Origin of the sequence: Gottfriedia sp. NPDC056225 (assembly GCF_042267765.1) — a bacterium.
In the GTDB taxonomy this organism is placed as follows: Bacteria; Bacillota; Bacilli; order Bacillales; family Bacillaceae_G; genus Gottfriedia.
The window spans coordinates 1-19,486 of record NZ_JBHJTJ010000040.1 but is presented as its reverse complement, the minus strand read 5'-3'; the positions used below and the strand labels follow the sequence as shown (position 1 = coordinate 19,486).

The window sequence follows — 19,486 nt, the reverse complement described above, 5'->3', positions numbered from 1 at the left end:
AATACATAATGACGACAATATTAGTAGTAGATGATGATGCTTCAATTCGAGAATTTGTTTCCGTCTTTTTACAGCAGGAATTCTTTTTAGTAAAAGAAGCTTCCGATGGACAAGAAGCATTGGAAATTGCTGAAGAACATGAGATTGATCTGGCAATTATTGATATTATGCTACCGAAAGTTGACGGCTGGGAGCTTTGTAAGGAGTTCCGGAAGTTATATGATTTCCCTATTTTAATGCTAACAGCAAAAGGAGAAACGCTTCAAAAGATAAAAGGATTTAATCTTGGTGCAGATGACTATATGGTTAAGCCATTTGAACCTCTTGAATTATTAGTCCGAATAAAAGCTTTACTCAGAAGATATCAAATTAACCAATCTCAAAGTGTACAAATAGGTGAGTTTTGGATGGATAAAACCACCTTTAAAGTGGAGTTAGAAAAGAATTCTTATGATTTACCGCTAAAAGAATTTAATTTACTTTATAAATTAGCAGAAGCACCAGGTCGAACGTTTACGAGAGAACAATTAATTGATTCTATTTGGGGTATTCACTTTTCTGGTAATGATCGCACATTAGATGTTCATATTAATCGACTTCGAGAACGGTTTAAAGAACAAGCTTACTTTCAAATTAAAACAATTCGCGGCCTTGGGTATCGATTAGAGGTATTAAAATGAGAAAAAAATTATGGAAGCATATTATTTTAGGGTTGGTTTCATTTCTAATAGTCGGTATTTTAGTTGGCTATGTACCTTATATATTGACGTCTTATTTATTCGAAATATGGGGTTTTAAGTTATCAGATTGGGTTGTATCAACAATAAACGGAATCCTTGGTTTTCTAATTGCTAGTATCGTAATGAGTTTACTATTTATTTTTCTTCGACCAAAAAGAGATCGATACTTACAGCCAATCGTTGAAAGTATGAAACGAATTGGCAATGGTGAATTTGACGAAGCACATCTAAATGAGAAGACCATTAAAGGATATTCCATGCAATTTTTATCAAAAAATGTTAATCAAATGGCAGAGGAGCTTACATTAAGAGATAAATTGAATCAAGAGTTCATATCGAATGTTTCGCATGAAATACAGTCTCCACTCACTGCCATAAAAGGATTTACACATATGCTAAGAAATCCTCAATTAACAACTGCAGAGCGGAATCATTATATCGATATTATCGAAAAAGAAAGCAATCGCCTTTCTAATTTAAGCAAAAATATGCAAAAGCTGTCATGGTTAGAAGAAATGAATACAGATATAAAGAAGGAGAATTTCCGCTTAGATCAGCAAATTAGAGAAGTTGTCCTAACGATGGAATACCAATGGAGTCAAAAAGACATTGAATTATCAGTTCAACTCGAAGAAGTGCAATACATCGGGAACGAAGAATTGTTAAGTCAAGTTTGGATGAATTTACTCGACAATGCAATTAAATTCACACAAAAAAATGGACAAATCCATCTTGAATTAACAAAAACACAAAGAGAAATCGTTGTGAAAATAACAGACAATGGAATCGGTATGGCTGAAGAAGAACAATTACGCATTTTTGAACGATTTTATAAAAGCGATCGCTCACGAAATCGCCAGAAAAAAGGGAGCGGACTAGGATTATCCATTGTCCAAAAAATCGTCGAATTACACAACGGGAATATAGTTGTCTCAAGTATACCTAGTGAAGGAACGACTTTTACGGTCACTCTTTCAATTTGAGGAGAAGTAACAAATGAAAAATAGAAGATTGTTTGTCATTAGTTTATCGGTTCTTGCTGTGATGTGGATGATGCATACAGTTACTAAAAATTTTATAGTCGATCCAAATTTTACATCAATCCATAAGTTTAAGGAGGTAAAGTTCCCGAGTCTAAACTTATGGATTATTATGATTCGATTGCATATTATCTTATCAATTATTGCTTTAATTTCAGGTCCAATAGGACTTTCAAAAAGGATTAGAAAAAAGCAGCCAGTAATACATGGGTGGAATGGCCGAATATACGTAGGAGTGATTCTATTTAACATCATTCCAGGCTATTTCGTATCGTTTTATGCTAATGGAAGCGTGTGGAGTATTACTGGATTCATACTCTTAAATACACTTTGGATATTGACGACAATAACTAGTTACCGTTTTATTCGAAAAGGTCAAGTTACACAACATCGAAATTGGATATTAAGAAGCTTCTTTTTAACATTTGCTAATTTAACAATTCATTTAGTATTATCGATTTTTTATTATGGAGTCGGTCTTCAATACGATTTATCATATACAATCGCAGTTTGGAGTTCTTTTATACTTAATTTACTATTTGCTGAATTAGTAATTAGGAATTCCAGTATTTAAGTCAACTATTTAACTTTAATATTCATAATTAAGATAAGATTGTTTACTAATCTAATTTATCATCTAGTTACTACATAATGCTCGATCAATTTTAGTGATTGATTTTCAATAATTAAGTTTACAAAAAGTTGTAACAATTATCACTTTAATAGTGTATACAAAAAATATACAATATTACTATGTACTCCATAGCTGAACTGTTTATACACAATATAAAGGGGTGTTACCTATGTCCAATTTGTTTGATGATTTATTTAAAGAGAGCGGTTTTAAAGAAAGAGATTTTGGAAATATATTTTCAAAAGTTCAGGTACCAGAAGATGAGAATAACTTAGAATACGAGGAACTCCGAAAGCTAAGTAAGTACTTAGATAAATCTATTTTTACTAAAGATGTTTATGACAAGTTGCTTCTAGGTGTAGAAGAATATATACAAATAGACCTCTCTACAAGATTTGTAAATGATCTTATATGGGCAAACTGGCTAGTGAAGAGGTTGAGGAAAATAAATCATATAGAGGGTTATTCGACATTTAATAGCTTTTAATTTAAATAAAATCAAAGTCACTTTGGCTTTGTGTGTGTGTCTGTAATTTTCACATTTTTTGTATACACTTTGGATATATTGTTTAGACTTTCACAAACTTATATGCTAATATGTATTTGTAACACAATTTTATCAATAAGGCATGAAAACCTTAAAACCCCTTAAATTCTTTGGGCATCTATTGTAATTTACCTTAATTAGTTATTTTTAACTTTTTCGTAAATTGCTTGTAGATGCTCCTTTTTTATTGTACAAATCGGTATCAAAACTGTTAGTAGAATGAATAACTGTCAAAATCCTAACAATAAAAAATCACCTGCATAATGAGAAAGTAGACGATTAATAAATATTTAATCTATTTTCTTAAAACACAAGTGATTACAATTTAGATAAAATAACACGTTAAACAATTTACACTATACAGCTCACTGTTTATTCAAATTCTCTTGAGCCATCCTTACTAATTCTTTCACCATATTCCCACCGATTCTTCCACCAACTTTACCATTTTGATGGGAAGTTAAATTTCCATTGTATCCTTTTGTTAACGGAACACCAACTTCCTCAGCTGCTTCGAACTTTGCATCTTCAGGGTTAGAGGTATTCATTACTTTTGCTTTTAGTGCGTCCATTGCTTTTCTAGATTCAGGAACTAAGATTTTATTTTTTCTACTCATCAAACTCACTCCTTTTATTGTAGATTTTCCTTTTATTCATTTTTTTAATTATGGAAATAATTGCTATAAAATAGGGAATGTTACATAATGAAGTCATGCGTTTATTAATACATATAAAAGGAGTTTTAAAATGAAATCATTTAATGTTACGTTTCACAAAGAAGATAATGTAGATAATATGTTAATCCAAAAGCTGAATGATGAAGAGTACCATAAATCTACAGAAGGCGGAACTAGACATTTATTTGAAATCGATACAAATATCGGATTTTTCGTATTTTTAGATTCCGAAGATAATGATGGGAATGTATCGCATTTAGTTCTGCAATATAATGAGGAAGATGAAGATCCAGTTGCTTGCTATTCATTTGCAATGAAGGATTACTATGAGTTTATGGCTTTATACTTAAATGATTTAGAATTTATTGATGAAACAGCTGAAGAAGAAGAAGTTGAACTAGATGCATCAAGTTCAATTCATCATTTAGTTCATCTATTATTCCATGTGATTGAAGAAGGGGAAGACTTAGAGGTATAAACTTCCATTTTAATGTATATTCTTCCAAAAATACCCGGGTTTATAAAATAGAAATTACATTTTTATGCAAAAACTGGTAATTTCACCTTTTTTTAAAAAAACTATTTTCTAATAAAAAACTCTTGATATTTTTATCAAGAGTTTTTTATACATTAAGAAAGTGCACATTGGCAGCGGAGAAGAAACAATCGACGTAGTTTCCAATTTTAAGAATTAAGCATAAGTGCAACTATCCCTCTATCTTCACCTAAAAGCTCGCCATTCGGCGATTTTTTTTATTTATAGTTTCTATGTTATCTATCATAAATAGATTTCGATTCAATAAAATGTTACAAGGGCAATTATGAGAGCTAGATTTGTAAAAATTTAAAGTAGAATAGGAGTCGATCATATTGAACATACCTCAGTCTGTATTTATTCATGAAATTGGACCTCGTATTAATTTTCAATATGGATCACGATTATCGATTGAGCAAAAATTGCAATGGATTAGCCGTCTAATTGATAGTGGATTAAATCACATTGAAGTAACTACTTTAATGCATTCTGCAAATAAACAACAATTTAATGAAGCTACTGAGTTAGCTTTGAAGTTAAAAAGAGATAAGAACTTAAAATACGGCGTCTTAATTCCAAATAAGCGAAGTCTAACAAGAAGATGCAGATGAAATCAATTTTTTTATAGCTTCAAATGAAACCGTTAATTTAAACGTAAATAAATGTTCTATAAAACAATCACTATATGATATAAAAAAGATGACGTCAGTAACGAAAGATTATGAAAAAAAGACCCGTGTTTATCTATCGACGACATTTAGTTCTCCATATGAAAATGTTAGTCATCAAAAAGCAATAGAATTAGCAACACTATTAGTAGATGATGGAGTGGATGAAGTAGCATTTGTTGATTCAGGTGGCATGGCAACACCGTATAAAGTTAAGTTGTTTTTAGAAGATTTACTAGTGAAAATACCGAAAGAGCGTTGTTCAATGCAATTTTATAATACTTCTGGATGTGCCATTTCGAATATTTTCACGACTCTCTCTTATGGTGTTCAGCGGTTTGTGACAGCAAATGGTGGGTTCGGTGGATGTATTCCATCTGAAGACTTAATTTCATTTTTACATAAGCTTGAGATCGGTACTGGTGTAAATGAATTAAAACTACTTGCTGCTACAAAATATATTTCTGCTCAACAAATAGAAGAAGTATCAAGTAATTTATTACCAACTAAAAAGCATCTATAATTAGATGCTTTTTTATTTTTTAATTTGGACAAGAATTCAATGATTTTTGCATATAATTTATTAATTTGAATGAAAGGAGTATTGATTATGTCTGGTTTTGAAGCAATTATTTTAGGCATCATTCAAGGGCTAACTGAATTTCTACCGATTAGTAGTACAGGCCACTTGTATCTTGGTAGACATTTATTTGGATTAGATGAAGCAGGTCTATTATTAGATACTTTAATGCATATTGGGACTTTATTAGCTGTTTTTGTATTTTACAGTAAAGAATGGAAAAGTTTAATTAAAAAACCATTTTCAAAATTAACTTTATTATTATTTGTAGGAACTTTACCCGCTGTTTTTGTTGGATTATTATTTAAAGATTTTTTCGATGAAATTTCCGTTTCAGGGAAAACAATTGGCTGGGAGTTTATCTTTACAGGAATAGTTTTATTTATTGCAGATAAAAGGAGAAAAGGGAAGAAAACAATGGAGGAGCTTACATGGGTCGATGCTTTATTCATCGGTTCATTTCAAGCACTTGCTATTTTCCCAGCTGTTTCTCGTTCAGGATTAACGATTGCTGCAGCCTTATTCAAAGGCATGGAACGAAAAAGCGCTGCTTATTTTTCCTTCTTATTATCAACTCCTGCAATTTTAGGTGGAATTGTCTTTCAGGGGAAAGACTTATTAGGTGGAAATGCCGAACAAATCGCGTTTTTTCCTTTATTCCTCGGAACTTTAGCTTCAGCATTATTCGGTTATTTAGCTATCAGTTGGATGATTAACTTATTAAAAAAGCAATCGCTGAATATATTTGGTTATTATGTAGTTTTTTTAGGTGTTAGTATCGTCGTACTTCAGTATTTAAAGATATTTTAATTTTATAAAGCGAACCAAAAAAGAGCCGATGATTCTGCTCTTTTTTGATTGTAAAAAAATACTGCAAAAAACCAAATTCATAAGTAATTTATGCAAAATAAAAAGCACCACAATTGTAGTGTTGAAATTTCTACACATTTTTGTAAAACGATCTTTTATTTATAGTAGGTACTTTACTTACTCATCGCTTTTTTAAAATCAGCATCATCTAAGTATTTAATTTAACTTATTTCACCAACTCATTCCGAATATTTATATATTTTTTAGTTCTGTATAATTAGCACGTATAGTTTTTAAAAAGATTGCATCATTACTTTTAAAAATTAATAGATTTCAAGTTCTAGAATAATCGTCTAAAATTAAGTTATCACCATTTAGGAGAAGATACAGATGCAGATTGTGATTACGTTAAAAAGTTTATCTAGACGAAAAGGCTTTTTAGAAAAAAAACCTTTTGAAATTGATAATATACCTTTAAATCTTGAAGAATTAGTAAAAGAACTAATTTCAATAAATGTAAATACATATAATCAAAAAGAAATTGATTTTCCGTTTCTTCCATATTTAACTGAAGACGAAATAAACTTGAAATCGACAGTTGGAAAGATTGGGTTTGATTTAAAATATAATGACACGATCGCTGATCTAAATGAAGCAATTGCAAATGCTTTACAAGCATTTCAAGATGGTCTGTTTAAAGTATTTTTAAACGATAAAGAAATAGAAAGTCTTCAAGAAAACATAGAATTAAATGAAAATGATGAGATTGTATTTATAAAATTAACAATGCTGTCGGGCCGTATGTGGTAGAAAGGACTTTAATATGGAACAAAATAAAGAATATTTTCAAAGATTAGAAGAAAAATTAGACGTATTTAATGGTACACAGTTAAGAATTGCTAGATTACTGATTAATGGCGCTAAAAAAGATACTTATTACTATGATGATTATGTTTATCCTATTAAAAAAGAATTAATAAATAGTCAAAATTCAACTACTAATGATCGTTTTGAACCAATTAGAGAAATCATTAAAGCCATATTAGGTGAAGATGAATTAAAAGTAATTACTTATATCATCGATCATGTTGTTGACTATCCATATGCAAATAGCTATCAAAGACGGCCGTTTCGAACGAAAGATCTTGCAGTACATACTAATAAAATCATCGGAAAAGCAATGTCATTAATTCGATGGAAACAGCACGATGTGTCTTTAACGTCAATCTTAACGTCAACAACTGAACTAACAGATAAATACTATTATCATTCAATATTAAGTGACTATATTGCTTATGAACTTGATCATGATAATGAAGAAATAAAAAATGCATTAAACGAAATCATATTTGGTGAAAATAACACTGCTTTACTAAGTAGATGGATGATTGAAGGGATGTTTAAATCTCATAAGCCAGAAAGCTATGAAGTTTTAGGGAAATTACTATTAGCAGCGGGATTACAAGAAGGCTTAAGACAAAACATCGTTGAATCGATGGATGAAGGTACCGTTGAAGGAATGAGTTATCTTCTTCAGTTTATCATTGAAAATAATTTAACCCGTTTTAGTTCAATTGTCAGAGGAATTGCTGTTTGGACGGGACTTGATTTTGAAGCAAATAACAAAAGAATTATCAATCAATTTATGACCAATATTTCGATTGCTTTAAGGAATGAAGAAATCCGTAATGATTGGCATTCAGAAAAAAATGTTGATAAATTGTATATTTCTTTATGGGCAAAAGGTGTATATGAGGAAACTGACTTGATCAATGAGATCAGACATATCCTATCAAATGGTGAGCATTATCAAAAAGTCGTTGCACATTATTTCATTGCTCAATTAGAAAATGAATCGCTTGTTTATTCACTCTTACATCATCATATAGAACAATCGGATTTTGAATTGCAAGCATGGACAATAACTAATTATCCATATAGTTGTTCGACCCGATATAACTATTTAAGTGAGAAAGAAAATAAATTTTTATATTACAAAGAACCACTTTTAAATGATAAAAATGTTCGAGAAAAACAATTTGTGTATTTTTGTAATCTGTTAGAGAATGGTCCAAAGGAAAATAAAGTATTAAGTTCAAACGCATTTAAACAAATGGAAATAACTTATTCACCTGATACAATCATACAAATTTTAATTTATTTAACGGCATATGACCTAGATCATAATTGGATTACTAAGTTAATGGATTACAAAAAACATATGGCAACTGATACAAGATCACAGTTTTTAAATTACTTTATTGTGAATTATGATGATCAAGATCAAAAGGAATATCTTTTTAATGCTTTATCGGATAGAAGCGTAATTATAAGAGAAGAGGCAATCAAAAAAATTAAAAAATTAAAATTAAACGACTCTGATATACCTCGAATTGAGTCACTACTTGCTCTTAAAACACCATTAATTCGAAAAGAAGCGATTCATTTACTTTTAAAGCTTAAAGAAGAGCAACTAACGGATTCGTTAAAACGATTACTTAGTAGTAAGAAAGCTCCGCAACGACTTGGTGCTTTAGATATTGTGAATCAAACGAAAGAAAATAAGCTACATAGCTCGAACTTTGAACAATATAAGGAATTACTTACTTTAATAACGAAGCCAACTGATAATGAGCGGTTACAAATTGAAAAATTAACGAAACAAGAATGGAACGATAAAAATGGATTTGGTTTATACGATCCTACTAAAATTAGATCATTACAAAAGCTTAAAATTGAAGAACCCTTTAAGCAACAAGAATGGTTTACTCTTAGTGAAAATAAAATAGGTTCATTTTTAAATGGTCTATCTGAATTAATTCATGAAAATAGAGATTATGAATTTGAAATTGAAGATTGGGATGGACAGAAAAATACCGTTTTATTAGGTAGTCATTTAGAATTGGTCCGACATTATAATTTAAAAGATAATTTGAAATGGATTGACCAATTACCATTAACAGATGTTTGGAAAGAATATTTAGATGCTAGTCATCTAAATACGTATCAAATAGTAGAAGTATGGTTTTATTTAAATAGTAGCTATCTAATTAAATATTATTTTTCTACACTTAACACTTGGGATTATAGGTATAGAAACTATGATTTAACTGAAGCAGAAAATACGGCACCATTAAAAGACTGGCAGAAAGACTTACTTTCATCATTTTATCCTATTTCAAGCTTTAAGAAAGTAAATAAAATGTTTAAAGAACAACAGTATCATGAACAAATTAGCTGTATTATTCAAGCTTATTTTGAAGACATTCCAAAAGAAGAAAAGTTTCATTATCTACTAAATCAATTAAAGTCATTTTCTTTACTCATACCTGATGGAACTAATTGGCTAAAGATTTATGATTATTTGACTGAATCGTTAATTGAATGGTTAGAAGAATCTATTTATGACGACCAATCATTTATACAATACTTTGAATATAAAAATTATCTTTACCATTACTGTAATAAGCGTTTATTTAAACACTCACCAGAGGATTTAATACGTGCCTTTGTTTTAAATGTAATTGATGAAAATGAACTACTTAAAGGAATTTTATGTGATAAAAAACATAATAAGTTCTTCAGAGAAGTCTATCATGAAAATAGTGATTTAATGAAGAAGTACCCAGAAATAACGCCAGTAGTAACTAAAGTATTAAATAGAGTGCTGGAGATTGAGTTAGAACGTGGGGATTTAGCAACGAATGTAACGAATTTTGCAGATGGAATTCATTATTTTGAAGGAGCAAATTACTTTGTTCAAATTCTTGAGAGACTTGAAGAAGAAGGTTTCGTTCGTGGTTATTATTACTCAGGTGGTAATGAAATTTCGAAAAAAGAATCGTTTAGTTCATTGTTAAAAGGATGTTATCCAAGTAAAAATGATAACCTCGAACTTTTCACTCAATTATTTAAAGGAAAAGAGATTTCAGATAAACGTTTACTTGAAGCTGCAATGTATGCACCACAATGGGTTGATTTAGTCTCTGAATATTTAAATTGGAGCGGTTTAAAAAGTGCTGCCTGGTATTTCCATGCACATATTAATGAAGATTTTGATGACCAAAAAGCAGCTATTGTAGCACAATATTCTCCAATCGATCCAATTCAATTTAATGATGGTGCATTTGATATTAATTGGTTTAATGAGGCGTATGAAGAATTAGGATCAGAGCGTTTTGTGATTCTTTATGATTGTGCTAAATATATTTCTGGTGGGTCAAATCACCGTAGATCACAATTATTCGCAGATGCTGTATTAGGTAAGTTAAAATTAGATAATCTGAAAAAATCAGTTATAGATAAGAGAAATAAAGAACATTTATTATGCTATAGTTTAGTTCCTTTAGATGATTCAAATACAAAAGACTTAGTAAGTCGCTATGAATTAATCCAGCAATTCTTAAAGGAAAGTAAGCAATTCGGAGCTCAAAGAAGAGCTTCTGAAGCAAAAATAGTCGAAATCGCATTAGGAAATCTAGCTAGAAACGCAGGGTTTTCAGATACGATTCGAATGACTTGGGATTTAGAATCTAAAAAGGCTAAAGAATATATTACCTATTTTGAACCGAAACAGATTGATGATCTTACAGTAAAGCTTACATTTAATGAAAAGGAAAATGTGAGCTTATCAATCCAAAACAAAGATAAGATGATAAAATCTGTTCCAGCAAAATATAAAAAGCATGAGTATATTCTGAAAATAAATGAAGTAAAGAAAGAAATAAAAGAACAATTAAGAAGAGCGAAGACAGAATTAGAACGCTCAATGGTTTCAGAAACAACTTTTACTGTTAAAGAAATGAACAATTTGACTAACAATTTAATTGTCAATCATTTACTGAACAAGCTTATATTTGTTAATGATCATAAGCTAGGATTTTTTGAAGATAACAAAATGATTAGTCCGAATGGGGAAGAATACCAACTGGCAGATTCTGATATTCTGAAAATTGCTCATCCTATTCATTTGTATGAAAGTGGAATGTGGAGTGTATGTCAGAGATTTATTTTTGAACATAAGATTGTTCAGCCTTTTAAACAAGTGTTCAGAGAATTGTATTTACCTACAATTGATGAATTAACGAATGGAAAGGTATCTAGACGTTATGCAGGTCATCAAGTTCAGCCAAGAAAAACGGTTTCTTTATTAAAGAGTCGTTTATGGACGGCAAGCTACGAAGAGGGCCTTCAAAAGGTTTATTATAAAGAAAATATTATTGCAAGGTTTTTTGCTGTTGCGGATTGGTTCTCACCTTCAGATGTTGAGGCACCTACTATTGAGACAATTGAATTTTTTAATCGCAAAACAGATGAAAATATATCAATTGAACAAATACCTAAAATTATCTACTCTGAAGTAATGAGAGATCTTGATTTAGTTGTTAGTATTGCTCACGTAGGAGGAGTTGATCCTGAAGCTAGTTTATCTACTATCGAAATGAGAAAAGCGATTATTCATGAGTCTCTAAGATTGATGAATATCACGAATGTAGAATTCTCTCAAAATCATGCTAAAATTAAAGGAAAACTTGGAGAATATAACGTACATCTTGGAAGTGGAAACGCATTTAAGGATGCAAAAGGATCATTATACATTATCCCAGTACATTCACAGCATAGAGGGAAGGTCTTTTTACCGTTTATTGATGAGGATCCTAAAACAGCAGAAATCCTATCAAAAATCGTTTTATTAGCTCAAGATCAAAAAATTAAAGATCCAAATATATTAATGCAATTAACTTAAATCTTATTTAATAAGAAAAAGCACAGGGAGTCTGTAACCTGTGCTTTTCTATTTTTATCTTATAGTTTTTTAACTTTTTCTTCATTCCCATTCATTGCATTAATATAAATATCATAAGTATCGTGATTATACGTACCTAAAAATTCATAAGTAAGAATCTCTTTATTAAAATCACTCAGTATGATTGCTAACCGTTCTTCTTCAACTTTTACGTTTTTATTAAGTTTTGCTCTTGCTTGCTCTAAAGTGAGCTTTGGCGTTGGAATCTTACGTACATGGTTAGATGTTATATAGTTTTTAGCATTAAATCCGATAATTTGCCCGTTATCTAATGCAACTTTTAATTGTAATGCTTCTGGATAAATACGCACGTTATCTACAGATTTTACGTATTGTAGTACACCTACAGAATCATATTGGGTACTATCGTATAATTCCATGTTTTTATAGTTTTTGGAATTCAAATAATTTAACCCTTTTTTCACTGCATCATCCAAACTAATTTGCTGTTTGCTAATTGGTCGATTTGTCATGAAAAAGATCGGTAAACCAGCAGTTTGAGTTATCTGCATATAAGTATCAGCGGTTGGGTTAGAATGGTTCATCGTTACCGCATAAAAAGGCTCAAATTTATTACCATTACTTCTCGTGACTTGAATTTTACTGACATTTTTAAGCGGAACAAAATCTTTTGCGATTTTTTCTGCTTTATTTTGATCAATTTTTTTCCCAGTAAGTTTTCTTAAGCCTTTGGATGCTTCTTGACCATTCGTAAAAGTAGGACCAAAATCTTGATCAGTTGTTGCTTTTACTTGTTCAATATGTTTAAATCCATCCACGATACTATTGTCGCGAGGTGCTTTTTTTTCTTCAGACATTTGACCAACATCAATCCAACTTAAGTTTTTATTCATGATATTTGTTTGTACATTACGTAATCCATCTTGAATTTTGTCTGCAGTTGAATACATATTTTTTAGTGAAGTAAATTCCTTATCCGTCAAAGGTTCCTTATTTAAGTCGCGCACCGCTGTTTTATAGCTAAAATTTCCAACTCCAGTTAAAAAGGCTTGCGTTTTGTCAAAAGGCACAAATTTCAATGGAAGCTGTGCGATATCTGACTTTGATTGAATCGAAATTCTCCACACATCTGCTAAAGCAGGGGAGAGGGATGACCTAGAATTCATTGCTAATGTCGTACCGATTTTATCATGTAATAAATCCATGTCGAATGTTAATTCGTTGAAAGCTCTTTGGTAATTATTTTCTGCTTTTAAATTCATTTCATTCAATTGCTGATGCTGCGTATATCCATAATAACCTGAACCGATTAAAGCGGCTCCTAATACACCAGCAACGATCCAACTACCTTTCATAATTACACCTCATTTACAGAATATATGTTGGCCAATTGTAATGATAATAGGGCGACCACGAATCCATTGATTTGTTGCTGTTTTAGGATTGTAATAGTAAATACATCCTGTTGTCGGATCCCAACCGTTAATCGCATCAATTACTGCTTTTTTAGCTTGAGCATTTGGTGTTAAATTGATTTGACCGTCTGCTACTGCTGTAAACGCACCTGGTTGATAAATAACACCAGATATTGAGTTAGGAAAAGAAGCGTTCGTTAAACGGTTTAAAATAACTGCTGCCACAGCAACTTGACCAATATACGGCTCACCACGAGATTCTCCGTATACAGCATTTGCTATTAATTTTATATCGTTATCTGTATAACCATTTGGCGCATTTGCAATCGGTTTATCATTTGGTTTTGAATTCGAATTATCTGGTTTACTTGTATTTGGTTTATTATTGTTATTTGAGTTATTGTTATTTGAGTTATTGTTATTTGAGTTATTGTTTGAATTATTGTTTGAATTAGAGTTATTATTTGCTGTGTTATTTGAAGTAGTACCTTTATAATTTTTTGTTGCTTTTGTTAGCATTTCTTTTAATTTTGTACCCGCAATACCATCAACCTTCATACCAAATTCCTTTTGGAAATTACGTAGAGCCCAGTATGTATTCCAACCAAAAACTCCGTCAGCTTTATCGTCTAGAAATCCAATAAAGATAAGTCGTTCTTGAAGCTCCTTAACGTCCTGACCAGTGGATCCACGACTTAGAACTTGACTACTAAATGCATCAACTTGTTTTTTTGGCAAATATGAATTTACCATAATCAGTGAAATGCATATTACAGAAAAAATTATCAGTGCAGTTTTTAAATAAAATTTTCTTTGCAAAATAAATCCTCCTTATTTCATTTACATATAGGTTTACTATTTGTAAAAAATTTCTTTTTATTAACAAAAAGCGTAAAAACTGATATAAATTGCACAAACATTACACGGATAGATAGAGTGGAGTGGTCAAATAGTAAGGTTAGAAGCAAAAAGGAGGGCATATGAAAAAAATATATAAAGTCATTTTCATTTTCTCATTCTTACTTTGTATTTTCAGCAATCTAGACATCGCTACTGCACAACAACATGTTTATGATCCTCCATATGCAAAATGGGGAAAAATCGCAGTAGAAAAAACAATACAAAAATACCCACAAGCGGATGTAATAGACTATTTGCATATAGGTAGGGAACAAAAATCACCAACCAACTCAATCGAAAAGTTCAAACTTTGGTTACGATTAAAAAATGGAAGCAGAGAATTTGGCGTTTTTGTTAATGTTGAATTCGAAACGAGGACTGAGAAATTCATTGGCATCAGCTATACTGAAACAGATCGATAAACATAAAAAAACATCACTAAACAATAAGTGATGTTTTTTTAACTGTGTAGAAATACATGTGATTAAATTCACAAGTAAAAAATGAATATTTGAGATGAAGAGCAAATTAGTAGTTGAAATTGAAAAATTAATTAGATCTATAAATAGTTAATGAAATGAAGTTGTATGTAGAAAAAATAATGAATGTATGAAATTAGAACTGATTTAATTTGGTTTGTTAAAGATTTTTATAAACTTAATTACTGTAAATTTTCATATTAAATTTTTTATAATTTGATAATGGAATTTTTTTTATGATTTAACTAAAATAAATAAGAAATTTTAGTGATTATCAATTGAAATCAATCATTTAAATTAATGATGTATTTTATATAAATTTTTTCATTTCATCTCAAAACTATAAGAATACTTGTGAATTGAGATGAAGTTTAGTGTTTTTACCTCAACTCCCTATAATATATATTATGTAAACTAGATAACGAACATAATCATAAGCAGCTTCATTGTACTGTGTTGACATAAAAAAAGCTATGGTCAACTTCTCTTTTTTTTGTTGACCGTAATATTTTCTTATATTACTTACTAATTTTTTATAGGAGGTTTTAATTTTGAACTTAATCGATGTTTTTGATGAGTTTCTAATGTATTTACAAGTTGAAAAGAATTATTCGTAATGTATTATAGATAGTTACCACCATGACTTTGAATGTTTATTGCATTTTCTAAAGGAAAATAACCGCTCTTCAAAACTTGATGATCTTTCACCAATATTAATACGTCGCTTTTGTATGAAGGTTCAATTTATTGAAAATGATTTTTCCGCTGGAATCGAAGCACCTAAACATGATAAGTTGTTATCCGTTTATATGACGTTAATCGAATTAAAGATGCTTTTTAAATATTTAGAAGCAGATAATCGCCCTTCTTCGTTAAGGAATGAATCAATCTTTAAGTTATTTGCAACAACTGGCATGCGTAGACAAGAATTAGTCGACTTAACATGGCAGCAAATTGATTTTCATCAACAGACAATAAGAATTTTTGGTAAAGGAAAAAAAGAAAGACTATTGCCACTTCATCCAATAGTTATTCCGTTATTAAAAAAATATGCCTTATTTGTAACCGAAACCCATACTACAGAGCCAATTTTCTTGAATTCTAGAAAGAAAAAGTTTAATCCACGAGGATTACATGTTTTATTTAAAAGATCATTAGAAGCTGCAGGATTACCTCCTACCCGCTTCTCACTTCATCACTTAAGACATACTTTTGCTACACTTCTTTTACAAGAAGCAAAAGAAAAGGTCGATTTAAGGACTTTACAAGAGTTACTTGGACATGAATCATTAGCCACTACTTCTATTTATACCCTTGTAGATTTTGAAATTAAGAAAAAAGCAATTCATTCCTTTGTATTATAACAATAAAAAACTAACTACCTTTTATTGAAATGTAGTTAGTTTTTTAAACTATTTACTTATTTAATCATATTAGATTAATATACTTTAACTGAGCCTTTTAATTAAAACCTAATGAACTCTATCTTTTGCTTATTTATTTACAGCAGCATAATTACTTTTTACCTGACTTGGAACTGTGTAGTATTTTACAGTTTTGTTTTTCTTCACATAGTAACCGTTACCCAACTTATATCCATATTTATCACTACCGTAAACAGCAAATTCAGAGCCTTTTGAAGCAGACTTTACGTAGATTAGTTTGCTTGACTTTAGTTTATAAACTTTTGAAGTACTTACTGCCACTACTTTACCAACGATCCCAGGTTTGTATTCAACTTTTCCCCAATAAATTTTCGGTTGAATCTGTAATTTATATGATGTTTCATCAGATTTTCCATTTAAGTACTTAACTTTAATAAAATAAGTACCTTTTACAAGATTCAGATTTCCTATTGAAATCATTGGACTTTTTCCTGTTTTTGTATTAAACGTTTTAATTAGTCTATTATTATTATTATCCACTACCTCAACCTTTAATGAAGTTGATAAAGCTTGCGATAAAGAAAAAGTAACGTTTGCATTTGCAGGTACATTTACTTTAAATGTATCAATATCATTTTTCCATGAAATAAAGCCATTATAAGTACGCTTAAGCTGAGCAGGCGTTGCAGTAGCTTTTGTTTCATTATTCTCTAGTTCTGTGAATTGATCTGCTTTAAAATTAACTTGAGTTTCGTAATATTCATTTGAATACGTGTCATCATCCTGACTTACTACTAAATAATAAGTACCTGCTCTCACACCTACCGTAAACAAATTTTTAGTATCATCAGTATCTTTTGGATCCAGTTTCCATCCATCAACTTGCTCGCCTTTAGTATTTATAAGTATATAGTATAAAGTTACATATGGTGAATAGCTACCACGAACAGTTAATTTTCCATTTTCTTTTGTTTCAATTTTATAATAATCTTTTGTATCAAAATCAGAAAAACCAATATATTCTTTTCCAATAGTCATTGGATTAGCAGTTTTCAGTGTATTATTTGCTTCTTTTTCTACAAAATTACTTTTACGGTAATAAACAATCATTCGATAATTTGCGTTTGCAACAGTACCATTATCTATTGATAGTCTAATATAGTAGGTTCCCGCTGGTAATCCTTGATCTAAAATAGGAATAACTTGATTGCCATGATCTGTTAACATGCTATCTAATAACTCATCTTTACTATTAAATAGATCAATCTCAATCTCAGCGTTTTTTAATTGAGATATGTCAGTTTCAATCATTCCAGCAGCATCCAAAGTAATACGGAAATAATCAACGTCCTTTTCATTTTCAAATTTCCCAATCGCATCTGCTCCATATTGATAATAATCATCATTAACGGTAGTAAGACTAAGAGGTGTAGCTGTCCCCTTCGTACTATCGGTGTCATGTGGGATCGCTGAAACAAATGTACCTATATTAGAATTACTTAATTGTTCACTGTTATTCGAATATTTTTCAACAACATCTACTGCCTGATTGTAAATAAATAAACTGTTACTATTCGATTCTATGAGATCTACTTTATTTTTAAAATCTCCTAATTTCGTATTCGAACCTTCGTCAAATACACTAGTTGAAGAAAATAAGAAATTTTGTTTTGCAAAGATTAAATCTTCTGAATTATACATTTTAATTAGATTTTCTGAACTGAAAGTAGATCCTGCATAGTACACGTTTATTCCATTAAAAAGAATGTTCCTCTTTGGGGAAGGAAATCCATTTAATGTTCCGATAACCTTATTATCTGTTGTACTATAGTAAGTCAAGTGTGAATCACTAAAACCTGATTCTCCGATATATAAAATATGATTTTCTGTATTAATTGCTAAAGCAGGTTCAAATTGCGTTCCAATTGGCAATATTTGATCTATATTGGTTTGTAAATTATAAACAAAGACGTCACATGATTGATCGCGCTCAGCATAATAAATCTTATCTCCGTCCTTAGCGATTTGATAAGGGTCACTGGTCGTATATAACGTGTTTGCTTTTGTCCTACTCGCCATATCTATCACAACTATTTGATTTGCATCATCAAGTGCAACATAAAGCTTTCCATTGTCTTTAATAAGATCAGTTGGATTGCTTGCAAAATTTATTACTTTCTCTAGGTTTAAGGTCTGTGAGTTTATAAATAATAAAGTTTTACCATCTGTTGAAATACCATACAATGTTTGTGTTGGCTCATCCAACACCCATTTATTCAACTTTGATTGAATTTTTAGTTGTCTAGTTTTATCGTTTATTTGATTGCTTAGAGTGGTACTTTGAGATTGATACACTATCCCAGAAATAAGCGAGATAATGTTAGAGCTATTTATTTGATTTGAATCATATCTTTTAATTTGCCTATTTCCTGAGTCGAAAATAAATATAGATTTCTGGGATGAGGCTATCAGGTCTGAAGTATAACCATAGTCTCCTAATTTGACGTGTGAATCTTTATTGTATATACTCCAATTAGTGAATACGAGATTATTGTTTACATAGATTATATTGTCATTATTACCAAAGTTACCATTAAATCGATTAGGATCATTTGGACTAAAGTCACGTCCTGCGTAATACACATTTACTCCATCAAAAAGAATACTCCTACTTGGATTCCGAAATCCATAATCATTGTTATAATTTGATGTTCCAATTACTTTATTATCCTTAGTGCTATAGTATATCAATTTTGAACCCATTGACTGCGATTCACCAATGTATAAAATGTGATTTTCTGTATTAATTGCTAAAGCAGGCTCACTCAACTGAGATTGTATTATTTGATCCAAATTTGTTTGTAAATTATAAACGTATATACTACTCCATAGATTTTTTTCAGTGTAATAAATCATATCTCCATCTTTTACAATCTGATATGGATCAGAAGTTGTATTCAATGTTTGAGTTATGACTTTCTTCGTTAAATCCACAACAATTATTTGTTTTAGACTATCTATTGCAACATATAATCTGCCATCACTTTTTATTATGTCTGTAGGAGACCCTCCTAGGGTTAAGGTTTTATCAATAGTCAATGATGAAGAGTTGATAAAAAATAATTTCTTATCATCCGATGATATGGCATAAAGTGTATTTGAAGGTTCATCTAGAACCCATTTTGTAAGAAAAGAGCCTATAGATAATTGCTTTACGTTTGTTGCAGCACCTGCTTGAATATGCGGAAAAAATGTCAAAAGAATAGAAAAAACCAATAAAACTATCCTTAATTTTCTCAGCACTATATC

General features: G+C 30.4%; 16 protein-coding genes. 12 read left to right on the top strand and 4 right to left on the bottom strand.

Going from position 1 to position 19,486, the window contains the following annotated elements; translation table 11 throughout:
* Positions 1 to 8 precede the first annotated feature (8 nt).
* From ACFCYN_RS19915 to ACFCYN_RS19900, 4 genes are all read left to right on the top strand, one after another.
* Positions 9 to 680: a response regulator transcription factor gene (locus ACFCYN_RS19915; protein ID WP_375951250.1), complete on the top strand. Its 672-nt coding sequence runs from the start codon at positions 9 to 11 to the stop codon at positions 678 to 680.
* Complete coding sequence (locus ACFCYN_RS19910) at positions 677 to 1,723, top strand: sensor histidine kinase (RefSeq protein ID WP_375951248.1); 1,047 nt, start codon at positions 677 to 679, stop codon at positions 1,721 to 1,723. The genes ACFCYN_RS19915 and ACFCYN_RS19910 overlap by 4 nt, the downstream gene beginning before the upstream one ends.
* 13 nt (positions 1,724 to 1,736) lie before the next feature.
* Positions 1,737 to 2,354: a DUF2306 domain-containing protein gene (locus ACFCYN_RS19905; protein ID WP_375951246.1), complete on the top strand. Its 618-nt coding sequence runs from the start codon at positions 1,737 to 1,739 to the stop codon at positions 2,352 to 2,354.
* A 229-nt stretch (positions 2,355 to 2,583) separates the two neighbouring features.
* Positions 2,584 to 2,901: a hypothetical protein gene (locus ACFCYN_RS19900; RefSeq protein WP_172444622.1), complete on the top strand. Its 318-nt coding sequence runs from the start codon at positions 2,584 to 2,586 to the stop codon at positions 2,899 to 2,901.
* Between the two features lie 425 nt (positions 2,902 to 3,326).
* Here the strand turns inward: ACFCYN_RS19900 and ACFCYN_RS19895 are convergent, their stop codons facing one another.
* Positions 3,327 to 3,578: an alpha/beta-type small acid-soluble spore protein gene (locus ACFCYN_RS19895; RefSeq protein ID WP_375951244.1), complete on the bottom strand. Its 252-nt coding sequence runs from the start codon at positions 3,576 to 3,578 to the stop codon at positions 3,327 to 3,329.
* 130 nt (positions 3,579 to 3,708) lie between these two features.
* On the opposite strand from ACFCYN_RS19895, the gene ACFCYN_RS19890 reads away from it, so the two are divergent.
* The 6 genes from ACFCYN_RS19890 to ACFCYN_RS19865 all read left to right on the top strand — a co-directional run bounded on the left by ACFCYN_RS19890 (position 3,709) and on the right by ACFCYN_RS19865 (position 11,977).
* Positions 3,709 to 4,116 (top strand): cytosolic protein, encoded by a 408-nt coding sequence (locus ACFCYN_RS19890; protein ID WP_172444620.1) that lies wholly within the window; start codon positions 3,709 to 3,711, stop codon positions 4,114 to 4,116.
* A 392-nt stretch (positions 4,117 to 4,508) separates the two neighbouring features.
* Positions 4,509 to 4,784: a beta/alpha barrel domain-containing protein gene (locus tag ACFCYN_RS19885; protein ID WP_375951241.1), complete on the top strand. Its 276-nt coding sequence runs from the start codon at positions 4,509 to 4,511 to the stop codon at positions 4,782 to 4,784.
* Between the two features lies 1 nt (position 4,785).
* Entirely contained in the window at positions 4,786 to 5,364 is a 579-nt protein-coding gene (locus ACFCYN_RS19880) for a beta/alpha barrel domain-containing protein (RefSeq protein ID WP_375951286.1), read from the top strand.
* A gap of 87 nt (positions 5,365 to 5,451) precedes the next feature.
* Positions 5,452 to 6,231, top strand: a complete 780-nt coding sequence (locus tag ACFCYN_RS19875) for an undecaprenyl-diphosphate phosphatase (RefSeq protein ID WP_172444618.1) — start codon at positions 5,452 to 5,454, stop codon at positions 6,229 to 6,231.
* 390 nt (positions 6,232 to 6,621) lie between these two features.
* A complete protein-coding gene (locus tag ACFCYN_RS19870; RefSeq protein ID WP_375951239.1) occupies positions 6,622 to 7,041 on the top strand; it encodes a hypothetical protein in 420 nt (139 codons plus the stop codon).
* A 13-nt stretch (positions 7,042 to 7,054) separates the two neighbouring features.
* Entirely contained in the window at positions 7,055 to 11,977 is a 4,923-nt protein-coding gene (locus tag ACFCYN_RS19865; RefSeq protein WP_375951237.1) for a DUF4132 domain-containing protein, read from the top strand.
* A 59-nt stretch (positions 11,978 to 12,036) separates the two neighbouring features.
* Here the strand turns inward: ACFCYN_RS19865 and ypeB are convergent, their stop codons facing one another.
* Positions 12,037 to 13,356, bottom strand: a complete 1,320-nt coding sequence (gene ypeB, locus ACFCYN_RS19860; protein WP_172447612.1) for a germination protein YpeB — start codon at positions 13,354 to 13,356, stop codon at positions 12,037 to 12,039.
* 6 nt (positions 13,357 to 13,362) lie between these two features.
* The gene (sleB, locus tag ACFCYN_RS19855; protein ID WP_375951284.1) at positions 13,363 to 14,166 is read right to left on the bottom strand and encodes a spore cortex-lytic enzyme; all 804 of its coding nucleotides are present in this window, start codon (positions 14,164 to 14,166) and stop codon (positions 13,363 to 13,365) included.
* A 227-nt stretch (positions 14,167 to 14,393) separates the two neighbouring features.
* On the opposite strand from sleB, the gene ACFCYN_RS19850 reads away from it, so the two are divergent.
* Both ACFCYN_RS19850 and ACFCYN_RS19845 read left to right on the top strand, forming a co-directional pair.
* Positions 14,394 to 14,735: a DUF3889 domain-containing protein gene (locus tag ACFCYN_RS19850; RefSeq protein WP_172444614.1), complete on the top strand. Its 342-nt coding sequence runs from the start codon at positions 14,394 to 14,396 to the stop codon at positions 14,733 to 14,735.
* Positions 14,736 to 15,523: 788 nt separating this feature from the next.
* Positions 15,524 to 16,156, top strand: coding sequence for a tyrosine-type recombinase/integrase (locus tag ACFCYN_RS19845; protein WP_375951235.1), 633 nt, complete (start codon positions 15,524 to 15,526; stop codon positions 16,154 to 16,156).
* A gap of 129 nt (positions 16,157 to 16,285) precedes the next feature.
* Here ACFCYN_RS19845 and ACFCYN_RS19840 read toward each other — a convergent pair whose 3' ends face one another.
* Positions 16,286 to 19,453, bottom strand: coding sequence for a YncE family protein (locus ACFCYN_RS19840; protein WP_375951233.1), 3,168 nt, complete (start codon positions 19,451 to 19,453; stop codon positions 16,286 to 16,288).
* Positions 19,454 to 19,486 lie beyond the last annotated feature (33 nt).

Excerpts from the sequence above, each read along its gene's own strand:
- ACFCYN_RS19915 (WP_375951250.1), top strand. The coding sequence starts at position 9 with ATGACGACAATATTAGTAGTAGATGATGATGCTTCAATTCGAGAATTT.
- ACFCYN_RS19910 (WP_375951248.1), top strand. The coding sequence starts at position 677 with ATGAGAAAAAAATTATGGAAGCATATTATTTTAGGGTTGGTTTCATTT.
- ACFCYN_RS19905 (WP_375951246.1), top strand. The coding sequence starts at position 1,737 with ATGAAAAATAGAAGATTGTTTGTCATTAGTTTATCGGTTCTTGCTGTG.
- ACFCYN_RS19900 (WP_172444622.1), top strand. The coding sequence starts at position 2,584 with ATGTCCAATTTGTTTGATGATTTATTTAAAGAGAGCGGTTTTAAAGAA.
- ACFCYN_RS19895 (WP_375951244.1), bottom strand. The coding sequence starts at position 3,578 with ATGAGTAGAAAAAATAAAATCTTAGTTCCTGAATCTAGAAAAGCAATG.
- ACFCYN_RS19890 (WP_172444620.1), top strand. The coding sequence starts at position 3,709 with ATGAAATCATTTAATGTTACGTTTCACAAAGAAGATAATGTAGATAAT.
- ACFCYN_RS19875 (WP_172444618.1), top strand. The coding sequence starts at position 5,452 with ATGTCTGGTTTTGAAGCAATTATTTTAGGCATCATTCAAGGGCTAACT.
- ACFCYN_RS19870 (WP_375951239.1), top strand. The coding sequence starts at position 6,622 with ATGCAGATTGTGATTACGTTAAAAAGTTTATCTAGACGAAAAGGCTTT.
- ACFCYN_RS19865 (WP_375951237.1), top strand. The coding sequence starts at position 7,055 with ATGGAACAAAATAAAGAATATTTTCAAAGATTAGAAGAAAAATTAGAC.
- sleB (WP_375951284.1), bottom strand. The coding sequence starts at position 14,166 with ATGGTAAATTCATATTTGCCAAAAAAACAAGTTGATGCATTTAGTAGT.
- ACFCYN_RS19850 (WP_172444614.1), top strand. The coding sequence starts at position 14,394 with ATGAAAAAAATATATAAAGTCATTTTCATTTTCTCATTCTTACTTTGT.
- ACFCYN_RS19845 (WP_375951235.1), top strand. The coding sequence starts at position 15,524 with ATGAAGGTTCAATTTATTGAAAATGATTTTTCCGCTGGAATCGAAGCA.